The sequence below is a fragment of the Streptomyces telluris genome (assembly GCF_024519335.1).
GTDB classification, from domain to species: Bacteria; Actinomycetota; Actinomycetes; order Streptomycetales; family Streptomycetaceae; genus Streptomyces; species Streptomyces telluris.
Window position 1 is genome coordinate 103,982 of the sequence record NZ_JANIID010000012.1, and the last position, 16,544, is coordinate 120,525.

The 16,544-nt window shown below is 73.9% G+C and carries 1 protein-coding gene and 1 pseudogene; both read left to right on the plus strand.

Annotation, left to right across the window (positions count from 1 at the left end):
• Nucleotides 1-68 precede the first annotated feature (68 nt).
• On the plus strand, nucleotides 69-10,940 hold the full coding sequence (locus NQU55_RS15555) for a type I polyketide synthase (protein WP_256790731.1): 10,872 nt from the start codon (nucleotides 69-71) through the stop codon (nucleotides 10,938-10,940).
• A gap of 32 nt (nucleotides 10,941-10,972) precedes the next feature.
• A pseudogene (locus NQU55_RS15560) lies at nucleotides 10,973-16,537 on the plus strand (type I polyketide synthase); the annotation flags it as partial.
• Between the last annotated feature and the right edge of the window lie 7 nt (nucleotides 16,538-16,544).

The window sequence follows — 16,544 nt, forward strand, 5'->3', positions numbered from 1 at the left end:
TTCCGGTGCGTCCCAGTGACCCCTTGCCGAATTCCGGTAATTCTCCGCAAGGGTGAGGGACGATTTCGGTGGCGAACGAGGACAAGCTCCGCTATTTCCTGAAGCGAGTCACCGCAGATCTCCAGGAGACCCGGCGGCGCCTTCGTGACTACGAGGACGCCGCCGGGGAGCCGGTGGCCATCATCGGGATGAGCTGCCGCTACCCGGGAGGCGTCAACTCGCCCGAGGACCTGTGGGAATTGGTCGCCGGCGGACAGGACACCGTCTCCGAGTTCCCCGCCGACCGCGGCTGGGACCTGGACGCGCTCTACGACCCGGACCCGGAGAACCGCGGGACCAGCTACGCCCGCGAGGGCGCGTTCCTGCGGGACCTGGCGCAGTTCGACGCCGGACTCTTCGGGATCTCGCCCCGTGAGGCGCTCGCCATGGACCCCCAGCAGCGGCTGCTGCTGGAGACGTCCTGGGAACTCTTCGAGCGGGCCGGCATCGACGCCGCCTCGCTGGCAGGGAGCCGGACCGGCGTGTTCGCCGGAGTGATGAACCACGAGTTCCTCGCCGCCCTGCAGAACTCCCCGGAAGACCTTGAGGGCTATCTGGGCACCGGCACCTCGGGCAGCGTCGCCTCCGGCCGTGTGGCCTACACGTTCGGCCTCGAAGGACCGGCCGTCACGGTCGACACGGCCTGCTCGTCGTCACTGGTCGCCCTGCACCTGGCCGTTCAGTCACTGCGCAACGGCGAGTGCTCGCTGGCCGTGGCGGGCGGCGTCACCGCGATGGTCGGCCCCGCCACCTTCGTCGGTTTCAGCCGCCAGCGCGGACTGGCACCGGACGGCCGCTGCAAGGCCTTCGCCGCCGGCGCCGACGGCACGGGCTGGGGCGAGGGCGCCGGCCTGCTGCTGGTGGAGCGCCTCTCGGACGCCCGCCGCAACGGGCACGAGGTGCTCGCCGTCGTGCGCGGCTCCGCCGTCAACCAGGACGGCGCCTCCAACGGCCTGACCGCCCCCAACGGCCCCTCGCAGCAGCGGGTGATCCGCCAGGCCCTGGCCGCCGCACAGCTGACCACCGCCCAGGTCGACGCCGTGGAGGCGCACGGCACGGGCACGCGCCTCGGCGACCCGATCGAGGCCCAGGCGCTGCTCGCGACGTACGGGCAGGGCCGTACCGACGACAAGCCGCTGTGGCTGGGCTCGATCAAGTCCAACATCGGCCACACCCAGGCCGCGGCCGGCGTGGCCGGCATCATCAAAATGGTCATGGCCATGCGCCACGGCGAACTCCCGCGCACGCTGCACGTCGACGCGCCGTCCCCGCACGTCGACTGGTCGGCGGGCGCCGTACGGCTGCTGACCGAGACCACGCCCTGGCCCGTGTCGGACCAGCCGCGCCGGGCCGGGATCTCCTCCTTCGGGATCAGCGGCACCAACGCGCACACGATCATCGAGGAAGCCCCGTCGGCCACAGCGTTCACCGAGGAAACCGAAGCCCCGGAGGACGGCGCCGAGAACACGGAGTCCGCCACGGAGACCGTCACGGAGGCCGTCGCCGCCGAGGCCGTGCTCCCGGCCGAGGGCGGGCCGGTGCCGTGGGTGATCTCCGGCAAGACCGAAGAGGCCCTGCGTGCCCAGGCAGAACGCCTGCTGTCCCGCGCGGACGACGCCGAGGTCTCCGTGCTGGACGTGGCCTTCTCGCTCGCCACGACGCGCACGGCCCTGGAGCACCGCGCGGTGGTGCAGGGCGAGACCCCGGCGGAGCTCGCCGAGGGGCTGCGGGCCGTGGCCTCCGGCGCCCCGGCACCGGGCGTGGCGCGCGGTCAGTCGGGAACCGGCGGGCGCGTCGGATTCCTCTTCTCCGGCCAGGGCTCGCAGCGCCCGGGCATGGGGCGCGAACTGTACGCGTCCTACCCGGCGTTCGCCGCCGCGTACGACGAAGTCTGCGCGCACCTCGACGCCCCGATCGACGTCGACTCGGAGGAACTGCACCGCACGGGCGCCGCCCAGCCCGCCCTTTTCGCGATCGAGGTGGCGCTGTTCCGCCTGCTGGAGTCGTGGGGGATCCGGCCGGATTACGTGGCCGGTCACTCTGTTGGTGAGATTGCTGCGGCTCATGTGGCGGGTGTGCTGTCCCTCGCCGATGCGGCGAAGCTGGTGTCGGCGCGTGCTGCGTTGATGCAGGCGCTGCCTGCGGGCGGTGCGATGGTGGCTGTTCAGGCGACCGAGGATGAAATCCTTCCGCATCTGACCGACGGGGTCGGCATTGCGGCGATCAACGGGCCGCAGTCGGTCGTGGTCTCCGGTGCGGAGGACGCGGTCATCGCAATCGCCGAGGTCTTCAAGCAGCAGGGTCGTAAGACCTCCCGCCTGAAGGTCAGCCACGCCTTCCACTCGCCTCTCATGGACCCCATGCTGGAGGAGTTCGCGCAGGTCGTGCGTGGGCTGACCTTCGAGCAGCCGCAGATCCCGGTCGTGTCCAACCTGACCGGCCGCCTGGCCGAGCCGTACACCCCCGAGTACTGGGTCCGGCACGTCCGTGAAGCGGTCCGTTTCGCCGACGGTGTCCGGGCCCTGCACGAGCTGGGCGTGACCACCTTCGTGGAGATCGGCCCCGGCGGCGTCCTCAGCGCCCTCGCCCAGGGCTGCCTGGACGACGAGATCGTCACCGTGCCCGTCCTCCGCGCCGAGCGCCCCGAGCGGGCCGCACTCGTCGCCGCGGTCTCCGAACTGCACGCGCACGGCGTCTCGCCGGACTGGCACGCCTTCTTCCCCGGCGCCCGGCGCGTGGAACTGCCCACCTACGCCTTCCAGTACGAGCGCTACTGGCTCGACGCCTCCCCGTCCGCGCCCGGCGACGTGCGCGCCGTCGGCCTGGGCTCCGCCGACCACCCGCTGCTGGGCGCCGCCGTCTCCCTGGCCGGCGGTGACGAGCGGCTGCTGACCGGCCGGCTGTCCCTGCGTACGCACCCGTGGCTGAGCGACCACGCCGTCCTCGGAAGCGTCCTGCTGCCGGGCACCGCGTTCGTCGAACTGGCCGTGCGCGCCGCCGACGAAGCGGGCTGCGAACTGCTGGAGGAGCTCACCCTCGAAGCGCCGCTGGTGCTGCCCGAGCGGGGCGGCGTCGCCGTCCAGGTCTGGGTCGGCGCGGCCGACGACTCCGGCCGCAGGCCGCTGACCGTGCACTCGCGCCCCGAGGACGACACCGACCTGCCGTGGGTACGGCACGCCACCGGCTTCGTCACCGAAGAGGCGACCGCCCCGGCAGCCGGACAGGCCCTCACGGCGTGGCCGCCGACGGATTCCGAGCCGGTCGATCTCGACGGCTTCTACGACCGGCTGGCCGGTCTCGGCCTGGCCTACGGCGCGGCGTTCCGCGGCCTGCGGAGCGCCTGGCGCGCGGGTGACGGGGTCTTCGCCGAGGTCGCCCTCCCCGACGGCACGGACACCGGCTCCTTCCTCCTGCACCCCGCACTCCTGGACGCGGCGCTGCACGCGATCGGCGCGGGCGGTGCGGACGGCTCCCTGGTGGACGAAGCGGACGGACCGCTCCTGCCGTTCGCCTGGTCCGGGGTGTCCGTTCGCGCCACGGGCGCGTCCACCGTACGGGTGCGGCTGTCGCCGGCCGGTCCGGACACGGTGTCCCTGCTCGTGGCCGACGCCGCCGGCGAGCCCGTGGCATCCGTGGAGGCGCTGACGCTGCGCGCGGTGTCCGCCGAGCAGCTCCGCAAGCGCTCCGGCGACGGCGACGCGATGTTCGCGGTCCAGTGGGCACCGCTGACCCTGCCGTCCGAGGAAACGGACGGGACGACCGTCACGTACGCCCCGGACACCGCCGCCGCACTGGACGGCGCCGACGCGTCGACGCAGCCGGACGCGGTCGTGGTTCCGTGCCCCGACGGCCCGGAAGGGGCCTCCGAGGCCGAGCGGGTCCGCGCGGTCACCGCCGAGGTGCTGCAACTGCTCCAGCGCTGGTTCGCCGAGGAGCGCACGCCTCGCCTCGTGCTGGTGGCGCGCTGCGACGACCTCGCCCACGCCGCCGCGGGCGGACTGGTGCGCTCGGCGCAGGCGGAGAACCCCGGCCGGATCGTGCTCCTCGAAGCCGACCGCCCGGCGGACGCCGACGGGCTCGTGCCCGGTGTTCTGCACTCCGGCGAACCGCACGTCGTCGTCCGCGACGGTGAGACGAGCGCACCGCGCTTGGTTCGCGCCGCGTCCAACGCGACGCAGAATTCGGCGTCCCCGGCAGGGGAGAACCATGCGTCGCCGAGCGCGGACGCCGCCGCTCAGGCGGGGAAGGACCTGGCATCTCCGGCAACGGAAGGCGCCGCCTCCCCGGCAACGGAAGACGCCGCCTCCGGCCTCGCCGAGGACACGGCCTCCGCCTCTCCCCGGGGCACCGCCCCGGCCGGCCTCGGCACCGTGCTGCTCACCGGCGCCTCCGGCGCGCTCGGCGGAACCCTCGCCCGGCACCTCGTGACCGGTCACGGCGTGCGCAGGCTGCTGCTGGTCAGCCGCCGCGGTGCGGACGCCCCGGGCGCCGCGGAGCTGGAAGCCGAGCTCACCGCTCTCGGCGCCGAGGCGACGTGGGCCGCCTGTGACATCGCCGACCGCGACGCCCTCGCCCGGCTGCTGGACGGAACTCCGGTCGACTCCGTCGTGCACACCGCCGGCGTGCTCGACGACGGCGTGCTCGCCGCCCTGACCCCGGAGCGCCTGGACGCCGTCCTGAAGCCCAAGGCCGACGCCGTGCTCAACCTGCACGAGCTCGCCGGCGAGGACACGACGTTCGTCCTGTTCTCCTCCGCCGCGGGCGTCTTCGGCAACCCCGGCCAGGGCAACTACGCCGCTGCCAACGCCTTCCTCGACGCCTTCGCCCGGCACCGCCGCGCCCAGGGCAGGCCCACGATCTCGCTGGCGTGGGGCCTGTGGGAGCAGGAAGGCGCCATGGCCGACGGCCTCGACGAGGCGGGCCGGTCGCGGATGGCGCGCTCGGGCGTGCTGCCGCTCTCCACCGAGGACGGCCTGCGCCTGTTCGACGCGGCGCTCACCTCGGACGAGCCCGTGCTCGTACCGGTCCGCCTCGACACCGTGGCCCTGCGCAACCAGGCGGCCGGATCCGTACCGGCACTGCTGCGCGGACTCGTCCGCGTCACCACGCGCGGCACCGCCCGGCGCGCCACCACCGGATCACTGGCCGACCGTCTCGCCGGGCTGACCGGCGACGAGCGCGACGAGGCCGTCCTGGAACTGGTCCGGTCCGAGGTCGCCGCCGTGCTCGGGCACTCCTCGCCCCGGGCCGTCCAGCCCGCGCACGCCTTCCAGGACCTGGGCTTCGATTCGCTGACGGCCGTCGAACTGCGCAACCGGCTGTCCACGGCCACCGGCCTGCGCCTGCCCGCCACCCTCGTCTTCGACCACCCCACGCCCGCCGCCCTGGCCCGCCACATCGGCACCGAACTGGTCGGCGAAGCCCCGGCGGCCACGGCCACGGCCACCGCCACGACGCGGCAGTCCGCCGTCGCAATCGACGAACCGATCGCCATCGTCGGCATGAGCTGCCGGCTCCCGGGCGGGGTGCGCTCGCCGGAGGACCTGTGGCGGCTGGTGGCCTCGGGCCGGGACGGCATCTCCCGGTTCCCGGACAACCGCGGCTGGGACGTCGACGGGCTGTACGACCCGGACCCGGAGCGCCTGGGCAAGACCTACGCGCGTGACGGCGGCTTCCTGCACGAGGCGGCCGAGTTCGACGCCGGCTTCTTCGGCATCAGCCCCCGCGAGGCGCTGGCGATGGACCCGCAGCAGCGGCTGCTGCTGGAGGCGTCCTGGGAGGCCTTCGAACGCGCCGGGATCGACCCGGCGACGATGCGGGGTAGCAAGACCGGGGTCTTCACGGGCCTGATGTACCACGACTACGGTCAGGGCCCGCGCGAACTGCCCGAGGGCGTCGAGGGCCTGCTCACCACCGGAGGCTCCGGCAGCGTCGCCTCCGGGCGTGTGTCCTACACCTTCGGCCTGGAAGGCCCGGCCGTCACGGTCGACACGGCGTGCTCGTCGTCGCTGGTCGCCCTGCACCTGGCCGTTCAGTCGCTGCGGAGCGGTGAGTGCACGATGGCCCTGGCCGGCGGCGTTACGGTCATGGCCAGTCCGACGGTCTTCGTGGAGTTCAGCCGTCAGCGCGGTCTGTCGCCCGACGGCCGCTGCAAGGCGTTCGCGGCCGGTGCGGACGGCACCGGCTGGGGCGAAGGCGTCGGCATGCTGCTCGTGGAGCGGCTCAGCGACGCCGAGCGCAACGGCCACCAGGTGCTGGCGGTCGTCCGTGGCAGCGCCGTCAACCAGGACGGTGCGTCCAACGGTCTGACCGCCCCCAACGGTCCCTCGCAGCAGCGGGTCATCCGGCAGGCCCTGGCCTCCGCCGGACTCGCACCCGCCGACGTCGACGCAGTCGAGGCGCACGGCACGGGCACCAAGCTGGGCGACCCGATCGAGGCGCAGGCGCTGCTCGCCACGTACGGCCAGGAGCGGGACGGCGACCGGCCGCTGTGGCTGGGGTCGCTGAAGTCCAACATCGGCCACACGCAGGCCGCGGCGGGCGTGGCCGGTGTCATCAAGATGGTCATGGCGATGCGCCACGGTGTGCTGCCGCCGACCCTGCATGTCGACGAGCCGACCCCGCACGTGGACTGGACCGCCGGTGACGTACGGCTGCTGACCGAGGCCGTCGAGTGGCCGGAGTCGGACCGCCCGCGCCGCGCCGCCGTGTCGTCGTTCGGCGTCAGTGGTACCAACGCGCACACCATCATCGAGCAGGCCCCCGCGGCAGCCGAGCTGCCCCCGGCGCCCGACTCCGGCACGGCCGTGCCGTGGGTGCTGTCCGGCAGGACCGAAGCGGCCCTGCGGGCACAGGCCACCCGTCTCGCAGCCTTCTTGGAGGACACCGACGGCGACACCGACGGCGACGCCTCGGTCCCGGCGGCCGACACGGCGTACTCGCTGGCCACGACCAGGCAGGCCTTCGAACACCGCGCCGTGGTGGTCGCGGACACCGCCGAGGAGCTCCGGCAGGGGCTGGCCGCCGTAGCGGACGGCTCCACGCCGCCCGGCGTCGTGACCGGCACCGCACGCGCCGGCGGCAAGACCGTCTTCGTCTTCCCCGGACAGGGGTCGCAGTGGGTGGGCATGGCCGCCGAACTGCTGGAGACCTCCCCGGTCTTCCGCGAGCGGATCGACGCCTGCGAGCGCGCCCTCGCGCCGCACGTGGACTGGTCCCTGACCGCGGTGCTGCGCGGCACCTCCGATGCCGAGCAGGACCGGGTCGACGTGCTGCAGCCCGTCCTGTGGGCGATGACGATCGCGCTCGCCGAGGTGTGGCGCTCCTTCGGAGTGACCCCCGACGCGGTCGTCGGACACTCCCAGGGCGAGGTCTCCGCGGCCGTCATCGCCGGAGCGGTCTCGCTGGAGGACGGCGCGCGCATCGTGGCGCAGCGCAGCCTCGCGGTGCGCGAGCTGCAGGGCCGCGGCGGCATGGCCTCGGTGACCCTCCCCGACGAGGAAGCACAGGAGCTGATCGGCCGCTGGGCCGGGCGCCTGGGCATCGGCGCCGTGAACGGGCCCGGGACCGTCGTGGTCTCCGGAGACACCGACGCCCTGGACGAACTCCTCGCGCACTGCGCGACGGAGGGGATCCAGGCCCGCAAGGTCGCCGTCGACTACGCCGCGCACTCGCCGCAGATCGAACGGGTCGAGGAGCAGGCCGCCGAGGGATTCGCCGGCATCAGCACCCTCCCGGGCACCGTGCCCTTCTACTCCACGGTGACGGGCGGGAAGCTGGACGCGGGCGAGCTCGGCTCCGGCTACTGGTACCGCAACATGCGGCGGACGGTGCGGTTCCACGACGCGATCCGGTCCGCCCTGGCCGACGGGCACGACGTGTTCGTCGAGGTCAGTCCGCACCCCGTGCAGCTGGCCGGCATCCAGGACGCCATCGAGGCCGCCGAGGCCGAAGCCGTGGTCGTACCGACGCTGCGCCGCGGCGACGGCGGACGGCACCGGCTGCTGCTGTCCCTGGCACAGGCCCACGTGCACGGCGTCGCCGTCGACTGGGACGCCGTCCTGCCGGGAGCCCGCCGCGTCGACCTGCCAACGTACGCGTTCCAGCACGAGCGGTACTGGCTGGAAGCGGGCGCGCCGACCGGTGACGTACGGGCGGCCGGGCTGGACTCCGCCCACCACCCGTTCCTGGGCGCGGCCGTCGAACTCCCCGACGCCGGCGGCCACCTGCTGACCGGGCTGCTGTCGCTGCAGGCCCAGCCCTGGCTGGCCGACCACGCGGTGCTGGGCACGGTGATCCTGCCGGGCACGGCCTTCGTGGAACTGGCCGCCCACGCCGCGGCCGAGACCGGCTGCGACCAGGTCGAGGAGCTGACCCTGCAGGCACCGCTGGTGCTGCCCGAGCACGGCGGCGTCGCGATCCAGGTCCTCGTGGGCGCGCAGGACGAATCCGGCCGCCGCCCGCTGAGCGTGCACTCGCGCGCCGGGGAAGGCCCCTGGATCCGCAACGCCACCGGCGCCCTCGCCACCGGCGGAGCCCCCTCCGCCACCGACCTGAGCAGCTGGCCCCCGGCCGACGCGCAGCCCGTGGACCTCGACGGCTTCTACGACCGCCTGGCGGACCTCGGCCTGAGCTACGGCCCGCTCTTCCAGGGGCTGCGCGCCGCCTGGCGCGCCAACGACGCCGTCTACGCCGAACTGGCCGTCCCCGACGAAGCGCACGCCGAGGTGGACGCGTTCGGCGTGCACCCGGCCCTGCTCGACTCCGCCCTGCACGCACTGGGCGCGGGCGGGCTCGTACCGGCCGCCGACGGGCCCCTGCTGCCCTTCGCCTGGTCCCGCGTCACGGTGCACGGAACCGGAGCGGCCGCCCTGCGGGTACGGCTCTCGCAGGCAGGCGGGGACGCGGTACGGCTGGAGGCCGCCGACGGCACCGGCCGGCCCGTCGTCTCGGTGGAATCGCTGACGCTGCGCCCGGTGTCGGCCGACCAGCTCCGTACGAACTCCCGGGACTCCCTGTTCACCGTGGAGTGGGCACCGCTCGCCGCACCCTCCGAGGCGAACGTCCCGGCCGTACGCGCCTACGACGACATCGCCGCCCTCCGCTCCGCCATCGAGGCGGAGACCGGGGCCGGGGCGGAGGTGGATGCGGATGCCGTCGTCGTCCCCTGCCCGGCCGGTTCGGGCACCGACGCCGAGCGGGTCCGGGAGGTCCTGGCCGAGGTGCTCGGGCTGGTGCAGTGGTGGCTGGCCGAGGAGCGGACCACCCGCCTCGTCCTCGTGACCCGGGGCGCGGTCGCCGCCGGTGACGACGCGGCACAGGCCGACTCGGCTCAGAAGGATCCGGCTCAGAACGATCCGGTACAGGCAGCTGCCTGGGGCCTGGTGCGGTCGGCCCAGTCCGAGAACCCGGACCGCATCGTCCTCCTCGACACCGGCCAGGACGGCGACTGGCAGCAGACTGCGGCGACGGCCGTCCCCCGGCTCGTCGCCTCCGAGGAGCCCCAGGCGGCGCTGCGCGGCGACGCGCTCCTGCTGCCCCGGCTCGCCAGGGCCGGCGCCGACGCCCCGAAGTCCGGGAACCCGGACTTCGGAACCGGGACGGTGCTCCTGACCGGCGCGTCCGGCGCCCTGGGCGGACTCGTCGCCCGGCACCTGGTCGCCGCCCACGGCGTGCGCAGCCTGCTGCTGATGAGCCGGCGCGGCGCGGACGCCGACGGCGCGGCGGAGCTCCAGGCGGACCTCACCGCCTCGGGCGCCGAGGTGCACTGGGCCGCCTGCGACGTGGCCGACCGGGACGCCCTTGCCGGGGTACTGGCAAGGACGCCGGTGACGGCCGTGGTGCACACGGCCGGTGTCCTCGACGACGGCGTCATCGGCTCGCTCACCCCGGAGCGCCTGGACGCGGTGCTGCGCCCCAAGGCCGACGCGGTGCTGAACCTGCACGAACTGGCGGGCGACGTGTCGGCGTTCGTCCTCTTCTCCTCGCTCGCGGGCACGCTCGGCACCCCCGGCCAGGCGAACTACGCCGCCGCCAACGCCTTCCTGGACGCCTTCGCAAGGCGCCGCCGGGCGCAGGGACTCCCCGCGGTGTCGCTGCCGTGGGGCCTGTGGCAGCGGACCGGCGCCATGACCGAGGACCTCGGCGGCGCCGACCGGACCCGGCTCGCCCGCGGCGGCGTGCTGCCGCTGTCCGACGAGGACGGCCTGGAACTCCTCGACGCCGCGCTCGCCCTGGACGAGCCCCTGGTGGTGGCGGCACGGCTGGACCTCGCCGCCCTGCGGAACGCGGCCGCCCCGGTGCCGCCGCTGCTCAGGACGCTCGTCGGCGGCAGGCCGCGGCGTACGGACCGGGCAGCCGCCGTACCGCTGGCGCAGCGCGTCGCGGACCTGCCCGAGAGCGAGCGCGAAGAGCTGGTGCTGGACCTGGTCAGGTCCGAGGTCGCCGCCGTCCTCGGACACGGCTCGGCCAAGGCCGTCCAGCCCGACCAGGCCTTCGGCGACCTGGGCTTCGACTCGCTGACCGCCGTGGAGCTCCGCAACCGGATGAACAAGGCCACCGGGCTGCGACTGCCCGCGACGCTGGTCTTCGACTACCCGACGCCGGCGGTGCTCGCCCAGCGGGTCCTGAAGGACCTGCCCGGTGGCACGGGCGGGAGCATGTCGGTGCTCGACGAGATCGACCGCCTCGCCGCGGCCCTCGACGGCGCCGGAGCGGACGGCGTCGACAACGTCACCCGAACCAAGATCAACATGCGTCTCCAGGCACTGCTCGCCCGCTGGAACGGGAACGAGCCGGCCGATCCGGGAGGCGCCGGCGGAGCCGAGGACGAAGACGACCTCAGCTCGGCGAGCGACGAGGAGCTGTACGAGCTCCTCGACGACGAACTCGGCATCTCCTGAACTGCGCAGGCCAAAAGGGGCGGGCAACACCGATGATGAACGAAGACAAGCTCCGGGACTACCTCAAGCGGGCCACCACCGACCTGCGCCAGGCCCGGCGGCGCGTGCGCGAGCTGGAGTCCCGCGACCAGGAGCCGATCGCCGTCGTGGGCATGAGCTGCCGGTTCCCCGGCGGCGTCGACTCGCCCGAGGCGCTGTGGCGGCTGCTGGCCGAAGGCGGCGACGCGATCTCCCACTTCCCCGAGGACCGGGGCTGGGACGTCGACTCCCTCTACGACCCCGACCCCGAGCAGCCGGGCAAGGTCTACACCCGGCAGGGCGGATTCCTCCAGGACGCGGCGGACTTCGACGCGGACTTCTTCGGGATCTCGCCGCGCGAGGCGCTCGCGATGGACCCGCAGCAGCGGCTGCTGCTGGAGACCGCGTGGGAGACCTTCGAACACGCGGGCATCGACCCCGCCTCCCTCAAGGGCAGCCGCACCGGCGTCTTCGCCGGCCTGATGTACCACGACTACGGCTTCACGCCCGGCGTCCTCCCCGACGGCGTCGAAGGGCTGATGAGCACCGGCAACTCCGGCAGCGTCGCCTCCGGGCGCATCGCCTACACCTTCGGCTTCGAGGGCCCCGCGGTCACCATCGACACCGCCTGCTCGTCCTCACTGGTCGCTCTGCACCTCGCCGTGCAGGCACTGCGCAACGGCGAGTGCTCCATGGCACTCGCCGGCGGCGTGACCGTCATGGCGGGCCCGAGCGCGTTCGTCGAGTTCAGCCGCCAGCGCGGCCTCGCCCCCGACGGCCGCTGCAAGTCCTTCGCGGCCGCCGCGGACGGCGCGTCCTGGTCCGAAGGCGCCGGACTGCTCCTCGTGGAGCGCCTGCGGGACGCCCGCCGGCTCGGCCACCAGGTCCTCGCGGTCGTCCGGGGCAGCGCGGTCAACCAGGACGGCGCGTCCAACGGCCTGACCGCCCCCAACGGCCCTTCCCAGCAGCGAGTGATCCTCGAAGCCCTGGCCAGCGGCGGGCTCTCCGCCGAGGAGATCGACGCCGTCGAAGCCCACGGCACGGGCACGAACCTCGGCGACCCGATCGAGGCCCAGGCCCTGCTGGCGACCTACGGACAGGACCGCGAACGGCCCCTCCTGCTCGGCTCCCTGAAGTCGAACATCGGCCACACGCAGGCCGCGGCGGGTGTCGCCGGCGTGATCAAGATGGTGATGGCGATGCAGCACGGCGTGCTGCCGCAGACGCTGCACGTGGACCGGCCGACCCCGCAGGTCGACTGGACGGCCGGCTCGGTCGAGCTCCTCACCGAGGCGGCCGCGTGGCCGGAGACGGACCACCCGCGCCGCGCCGGCATCTCCTCGTTCGGGATCAGCGGCACCAACGCGCACATCATCCTTGAGCAGGCGACGGAACCGGAGGCGACAGAACCGGCGACGGAGGAAGCCGCCGGCGAGGAGGCCGGAGGAGAGGCCACGGCCCAGGAGACGCTGCGTCCGCGGACCCCGGTGGTGCCGTGGGTGCTCTCCGGAAAGACCGCAGAGGCGCTGCGGGAACAGGCACAGCGGCTGCTGTCGTCCACGGACCTCGCGGCCGCGTCGCCGGCCGACGTGGGGTTCTCGCTCGCGGCCACCCGGTCGGCGCTGGAACACCGGGCCGCGGTGGTCGGCGCCGACGCGGACGAACTGCGCGCAGGGCTGACCGCACTCGCAGCTGGCGAGCCCGCCGCACATGTGGTGACGGGGCGCGCCGACGCCGCCCGGGGCAAGGTCGGGTTCTTGTTCTCGGGGCAGGGTTCGCAGCGGCTGGGGATGGGGCGCGAGTTGTACGCCGCGTACCCGGTGTTCGCCGCCGCCTACGACGAGGTGTGTGCGCTGCTGGACGCACCGGTGGACGTCGAGTCGGAGGAGCTTCACCAGACGGGCTCGACGCAGCCTGCGCTGTTCGCTGTCGAGGTGGCGTTGTTCCGGCTTCTTGAGTCGTGGGGGATCCGGCCGGATTACGTGGCCGGTCACTCCGTCGGCGAGATCGGTGCGGCTCATGTGGCTGGGGTGCTGTCCCTCGCTGATGCGGCGAAGCTGGTGTCGGCGCGTGCTGCGTTGATGCAGGCGCTGCCTACGGGTGGTGCGATGGTGGCCGTCCAGGCGACCGAGGACGAGATCCTGCCGCACCTCACCGAGCAGGTCGGCATCGCAGCGGTCAACGGCCCGCAGTCCGTGGTGATCTCGGGCGCCGAGGACGCCGCCCTGGAGATCGCCGAGGTCTTCGCACAGCAGGGCCGCAAGACCTCCCGCCTGAAGGTCAGCCACGCCTTCCACTCACCGCTGATGGACCCGATGCTGGAGGACTTCGCCGAGGTCGTCGGGGGTCTGTCGTTCAGCGAGCCGCGGATTCCGGTGGTCTCCAACCTGACGGGCGGCGTGGCAGAGCCGTACACGCCGGAGTACTGGGTCCGGCACGTCCGCGAGGCGGTCCGTTTCGCCGACGGCATCCGCACCCTGCACGACTCGGGCGTGACGACCTTCGTGGAGATCGGGCCCGGCGGCGTCCTGAGCGCCCTCGCCCAGGGCTGCCTCGATGACGAAGGCGATGACATCGTCACCGTCCCCGTACTCCGCACGGACCGCCCCGAGCCGCAGGCGATCACCCTCGCCCTCGGCCGGCTGCACACCCACGGCGTCTCCCCGGACTGGCAGGCGCTCTTCCCCGGCGCCCAGCGCGTCGCCCTGCCCACCTACGCCTTCCAGCGTGAGCGCTTCTGGCTCGAAGGAACGGCCGCGCTCGACGTCTCCTCGGCGGGGCTGGACTCCTCCGGCCACCCTCTGCTCGGCGCGGTGGTGGAGACCGCCGGGGGACAGGACGTGCTCTTCACCGGTCGGCTGTCCCCGGCCGACACGCCCTGGATCGTGGAACGCACGGTGGGCGGCGTGCCGGTGCTCCCGGTCGCCGCGTTCGTGGAGCTCGCCTTGTGCGCGGGCCGGCAGGCCGGGTTCCCGCATCTGCAGCAGCTGGACGTGGACGCCCCGCTGGTGCCGGCGGAACAGGGCGGCGTCCGCATCCAGGTGCAGGTCGGCGCGGGCGACGACGCCGACCGGCGGTCGGTGCGGGTCTTCAGCCGGGCCGCCACCGGCGGTGCCGACGAGCCGTGGGTCCGCCACGTCACCGGAGAACTGACCCGGAACGCCCCGGTGGCCGAGTTCGACATGGTGATCTGGCCTCCCGCGGGAGCCGAGCCGATGGATGTCGAGGACTACCCGGGCCTGTCCGCCGCCTGGCGAGCCGGGGACGAGCTGTACGCCGAGATCGCGCTGCCCCTCGCGGAGCGGGACCGGGCGGACCGCTACGCCCTTCACCCCGTACTGCTCGACGCCGCCCTGGACACCCTGGCGCCGGCCCGTGCCGGAGACTCCGGCGAGGTGTTCATGCCCTACGCCTGGAGCGGCGCGTCGGTGCACACCCCGGGAGCCGGTGCCGCGCGCGTACGGATCCGGCCCGCCGACACCGGCGACGGCGACGCGGTGACGATCGAACTGGCCGACGCCGACGGTGCTCCCGTCGCCTCGGTGGCGTCCGTGCGGATGCGGACGATGTCCCCGCAGCAGGTGCTGGCCTCGCGCGTCGCGCACCAGGACTGGATGTTCGAGGTCGACTGGATCGAGCACACTGAGCAGACCGAGCACACCGAGCGGGCCGAGCACAGTGAGCGCACCGCTCCCGATGCGGCCGCTCCCGCTGCCGAGGACGCGTGGCTGGTCCTCGGCGGCGACGGCCCGTATGCCGACCTCGACGCGCTCCGCAAGGCGGTCGACGACGGTGCGGTCCCGCCCGCCCACGTACTCCTTCCCTGCGCCCCGAGCGAGGGCGAAGCCGCCTCGGCGACGCGCGAGTTGCTGGCCGGTGTGCTGTCGGCCGTCCAGGAGTGGGTCGCCGACGAGCGGTTCTCCGACGCGCGGCTCGTGGTGATGACGCGCGGCGCCGTCGACCTGGAGGGAACGGCACCGGACCTCGCGCACGCCGCGGTGGCCGGCCTGGTGAAGTCGGCGCAGACCGAGAACCCGGACCGGCTCCTGCTCGTCGACGCGGACGACTCCCTGCCGAACGGGGACCCTGCGCTGGTGGCGGCCCTCGCCGCTCTCGACGAGCCGCAGGCCGCAGTGCGCGGCGGCAAGCTGTTCCTCCCTCGCCTCGCCCGGATCGCCCCGGCCGAGGAGCCCGCCGAGCAGGCGTGGGATCCCGAGGGGACCGTGCTGCTCACCGGCGCGACCGGCGGCCTCGGCCTGTCGCTCGCCCGCCACCTCGTCGCCGAACGCGGCGCACGCAGGCTGCTCCTGGTCAGCCGTCGCGGCCCCGCGGCAGAAGGTGTCGGCGAACTCGTCGCCGCCCTCTCCGAGCTGGGCGCGCACGTCGACGTGGCCGCCTGCGACATCGCGGACCGGGACGCCCTCGCGCAGCTGCTGGCCTCGATCCCGGCCGCACACCCGCTCGTGGCAGTGGTGCACGCGGCCGCCGCCCTGGACGACGGCGTGATCACCGCCCTGACCCCGGAGCGCCTGGACACCGTGCTGCGGCCGAAGGCCGACGGCGCGCTGCACCTGCACGAGCTGACCAAGGACCTGGACCTCTCCGCGTTCGTGCTCTTCTCCTCCCTGGCCGGAGTCCTGGGCAGCGCCGGCGCGGCGAGCTACGCGGCGGCCAACTCCTTCCTGGACGGGCTGGCGCGGCAGCGCCGGGCCGCGGGTCTGCCCGGGACCTCGCTGGCGTGGGGCCTGTGGACGGACAACGGCGGCATGGGCGACCGGATCACTGACGCCGACCGCAACCGGATGGGCCGGTCCGGGGTCGTGCCGTTCACCTCCGCGGAAGGGCTGGCACTGTTCGACGCCACCCTCTCCGTCGACCGGCCGGTGATCGTGCCGGTCCGGCTGGACGTACCGGGCCTGCGCGCCATGGCCCGCGCCGGCATGCTGCCCGCGGTCTTCCGCGGCCTCGTGGGCGACACCGGCGGCGCGGCCGAGGAGGACGCGACCGCAGGCCGGACCCCCGCCCTGGCGCGCCGCCTGGCCGGGATGCCCGAGGCCGACCAGGAGAAGGTGCTGCTCGACCTGGTGCGTAACCAGGCCGCCGCCGCCCTCGGGCACGCGAACGCGGCCCGGATCGAACCCACCACGGCCTTCCGCGACATCGGCTTCGACTCCCTGACCGCCGTGGAGCTCCGCAACCGGCTCAAGGCCGCGACCGGGCTCCGGCTCAAGCCCACCCTCGTCTTCGACCACCCCAACCCGGTCGCGATCGCCCGGCTCCTGCACAAGGACCTGGTCCTCGACCTCGCCGCGGGGACACCGCCGGTACTCGAGGAGATCGACCGGCTGGAGGCCCAGCTGGCCGCGCTCGCCCCCGAGGACGCGGTACGGGACAAGGTCACCGCCCGGCTCAAGGCGCTGCTCTGGAAGTGGACCGACACCCACCAGGACGCCACGACGAACGCCACCGCCGCTGATGCCGGCTCCGGCGCCGACCTCGACCTCGACCTCGACCGGATCGACGCCGCCACCGACGACGAGATGTTCGACCTCATCGACCAAGAGCTCGGGTCTCTCTAACTCTTCT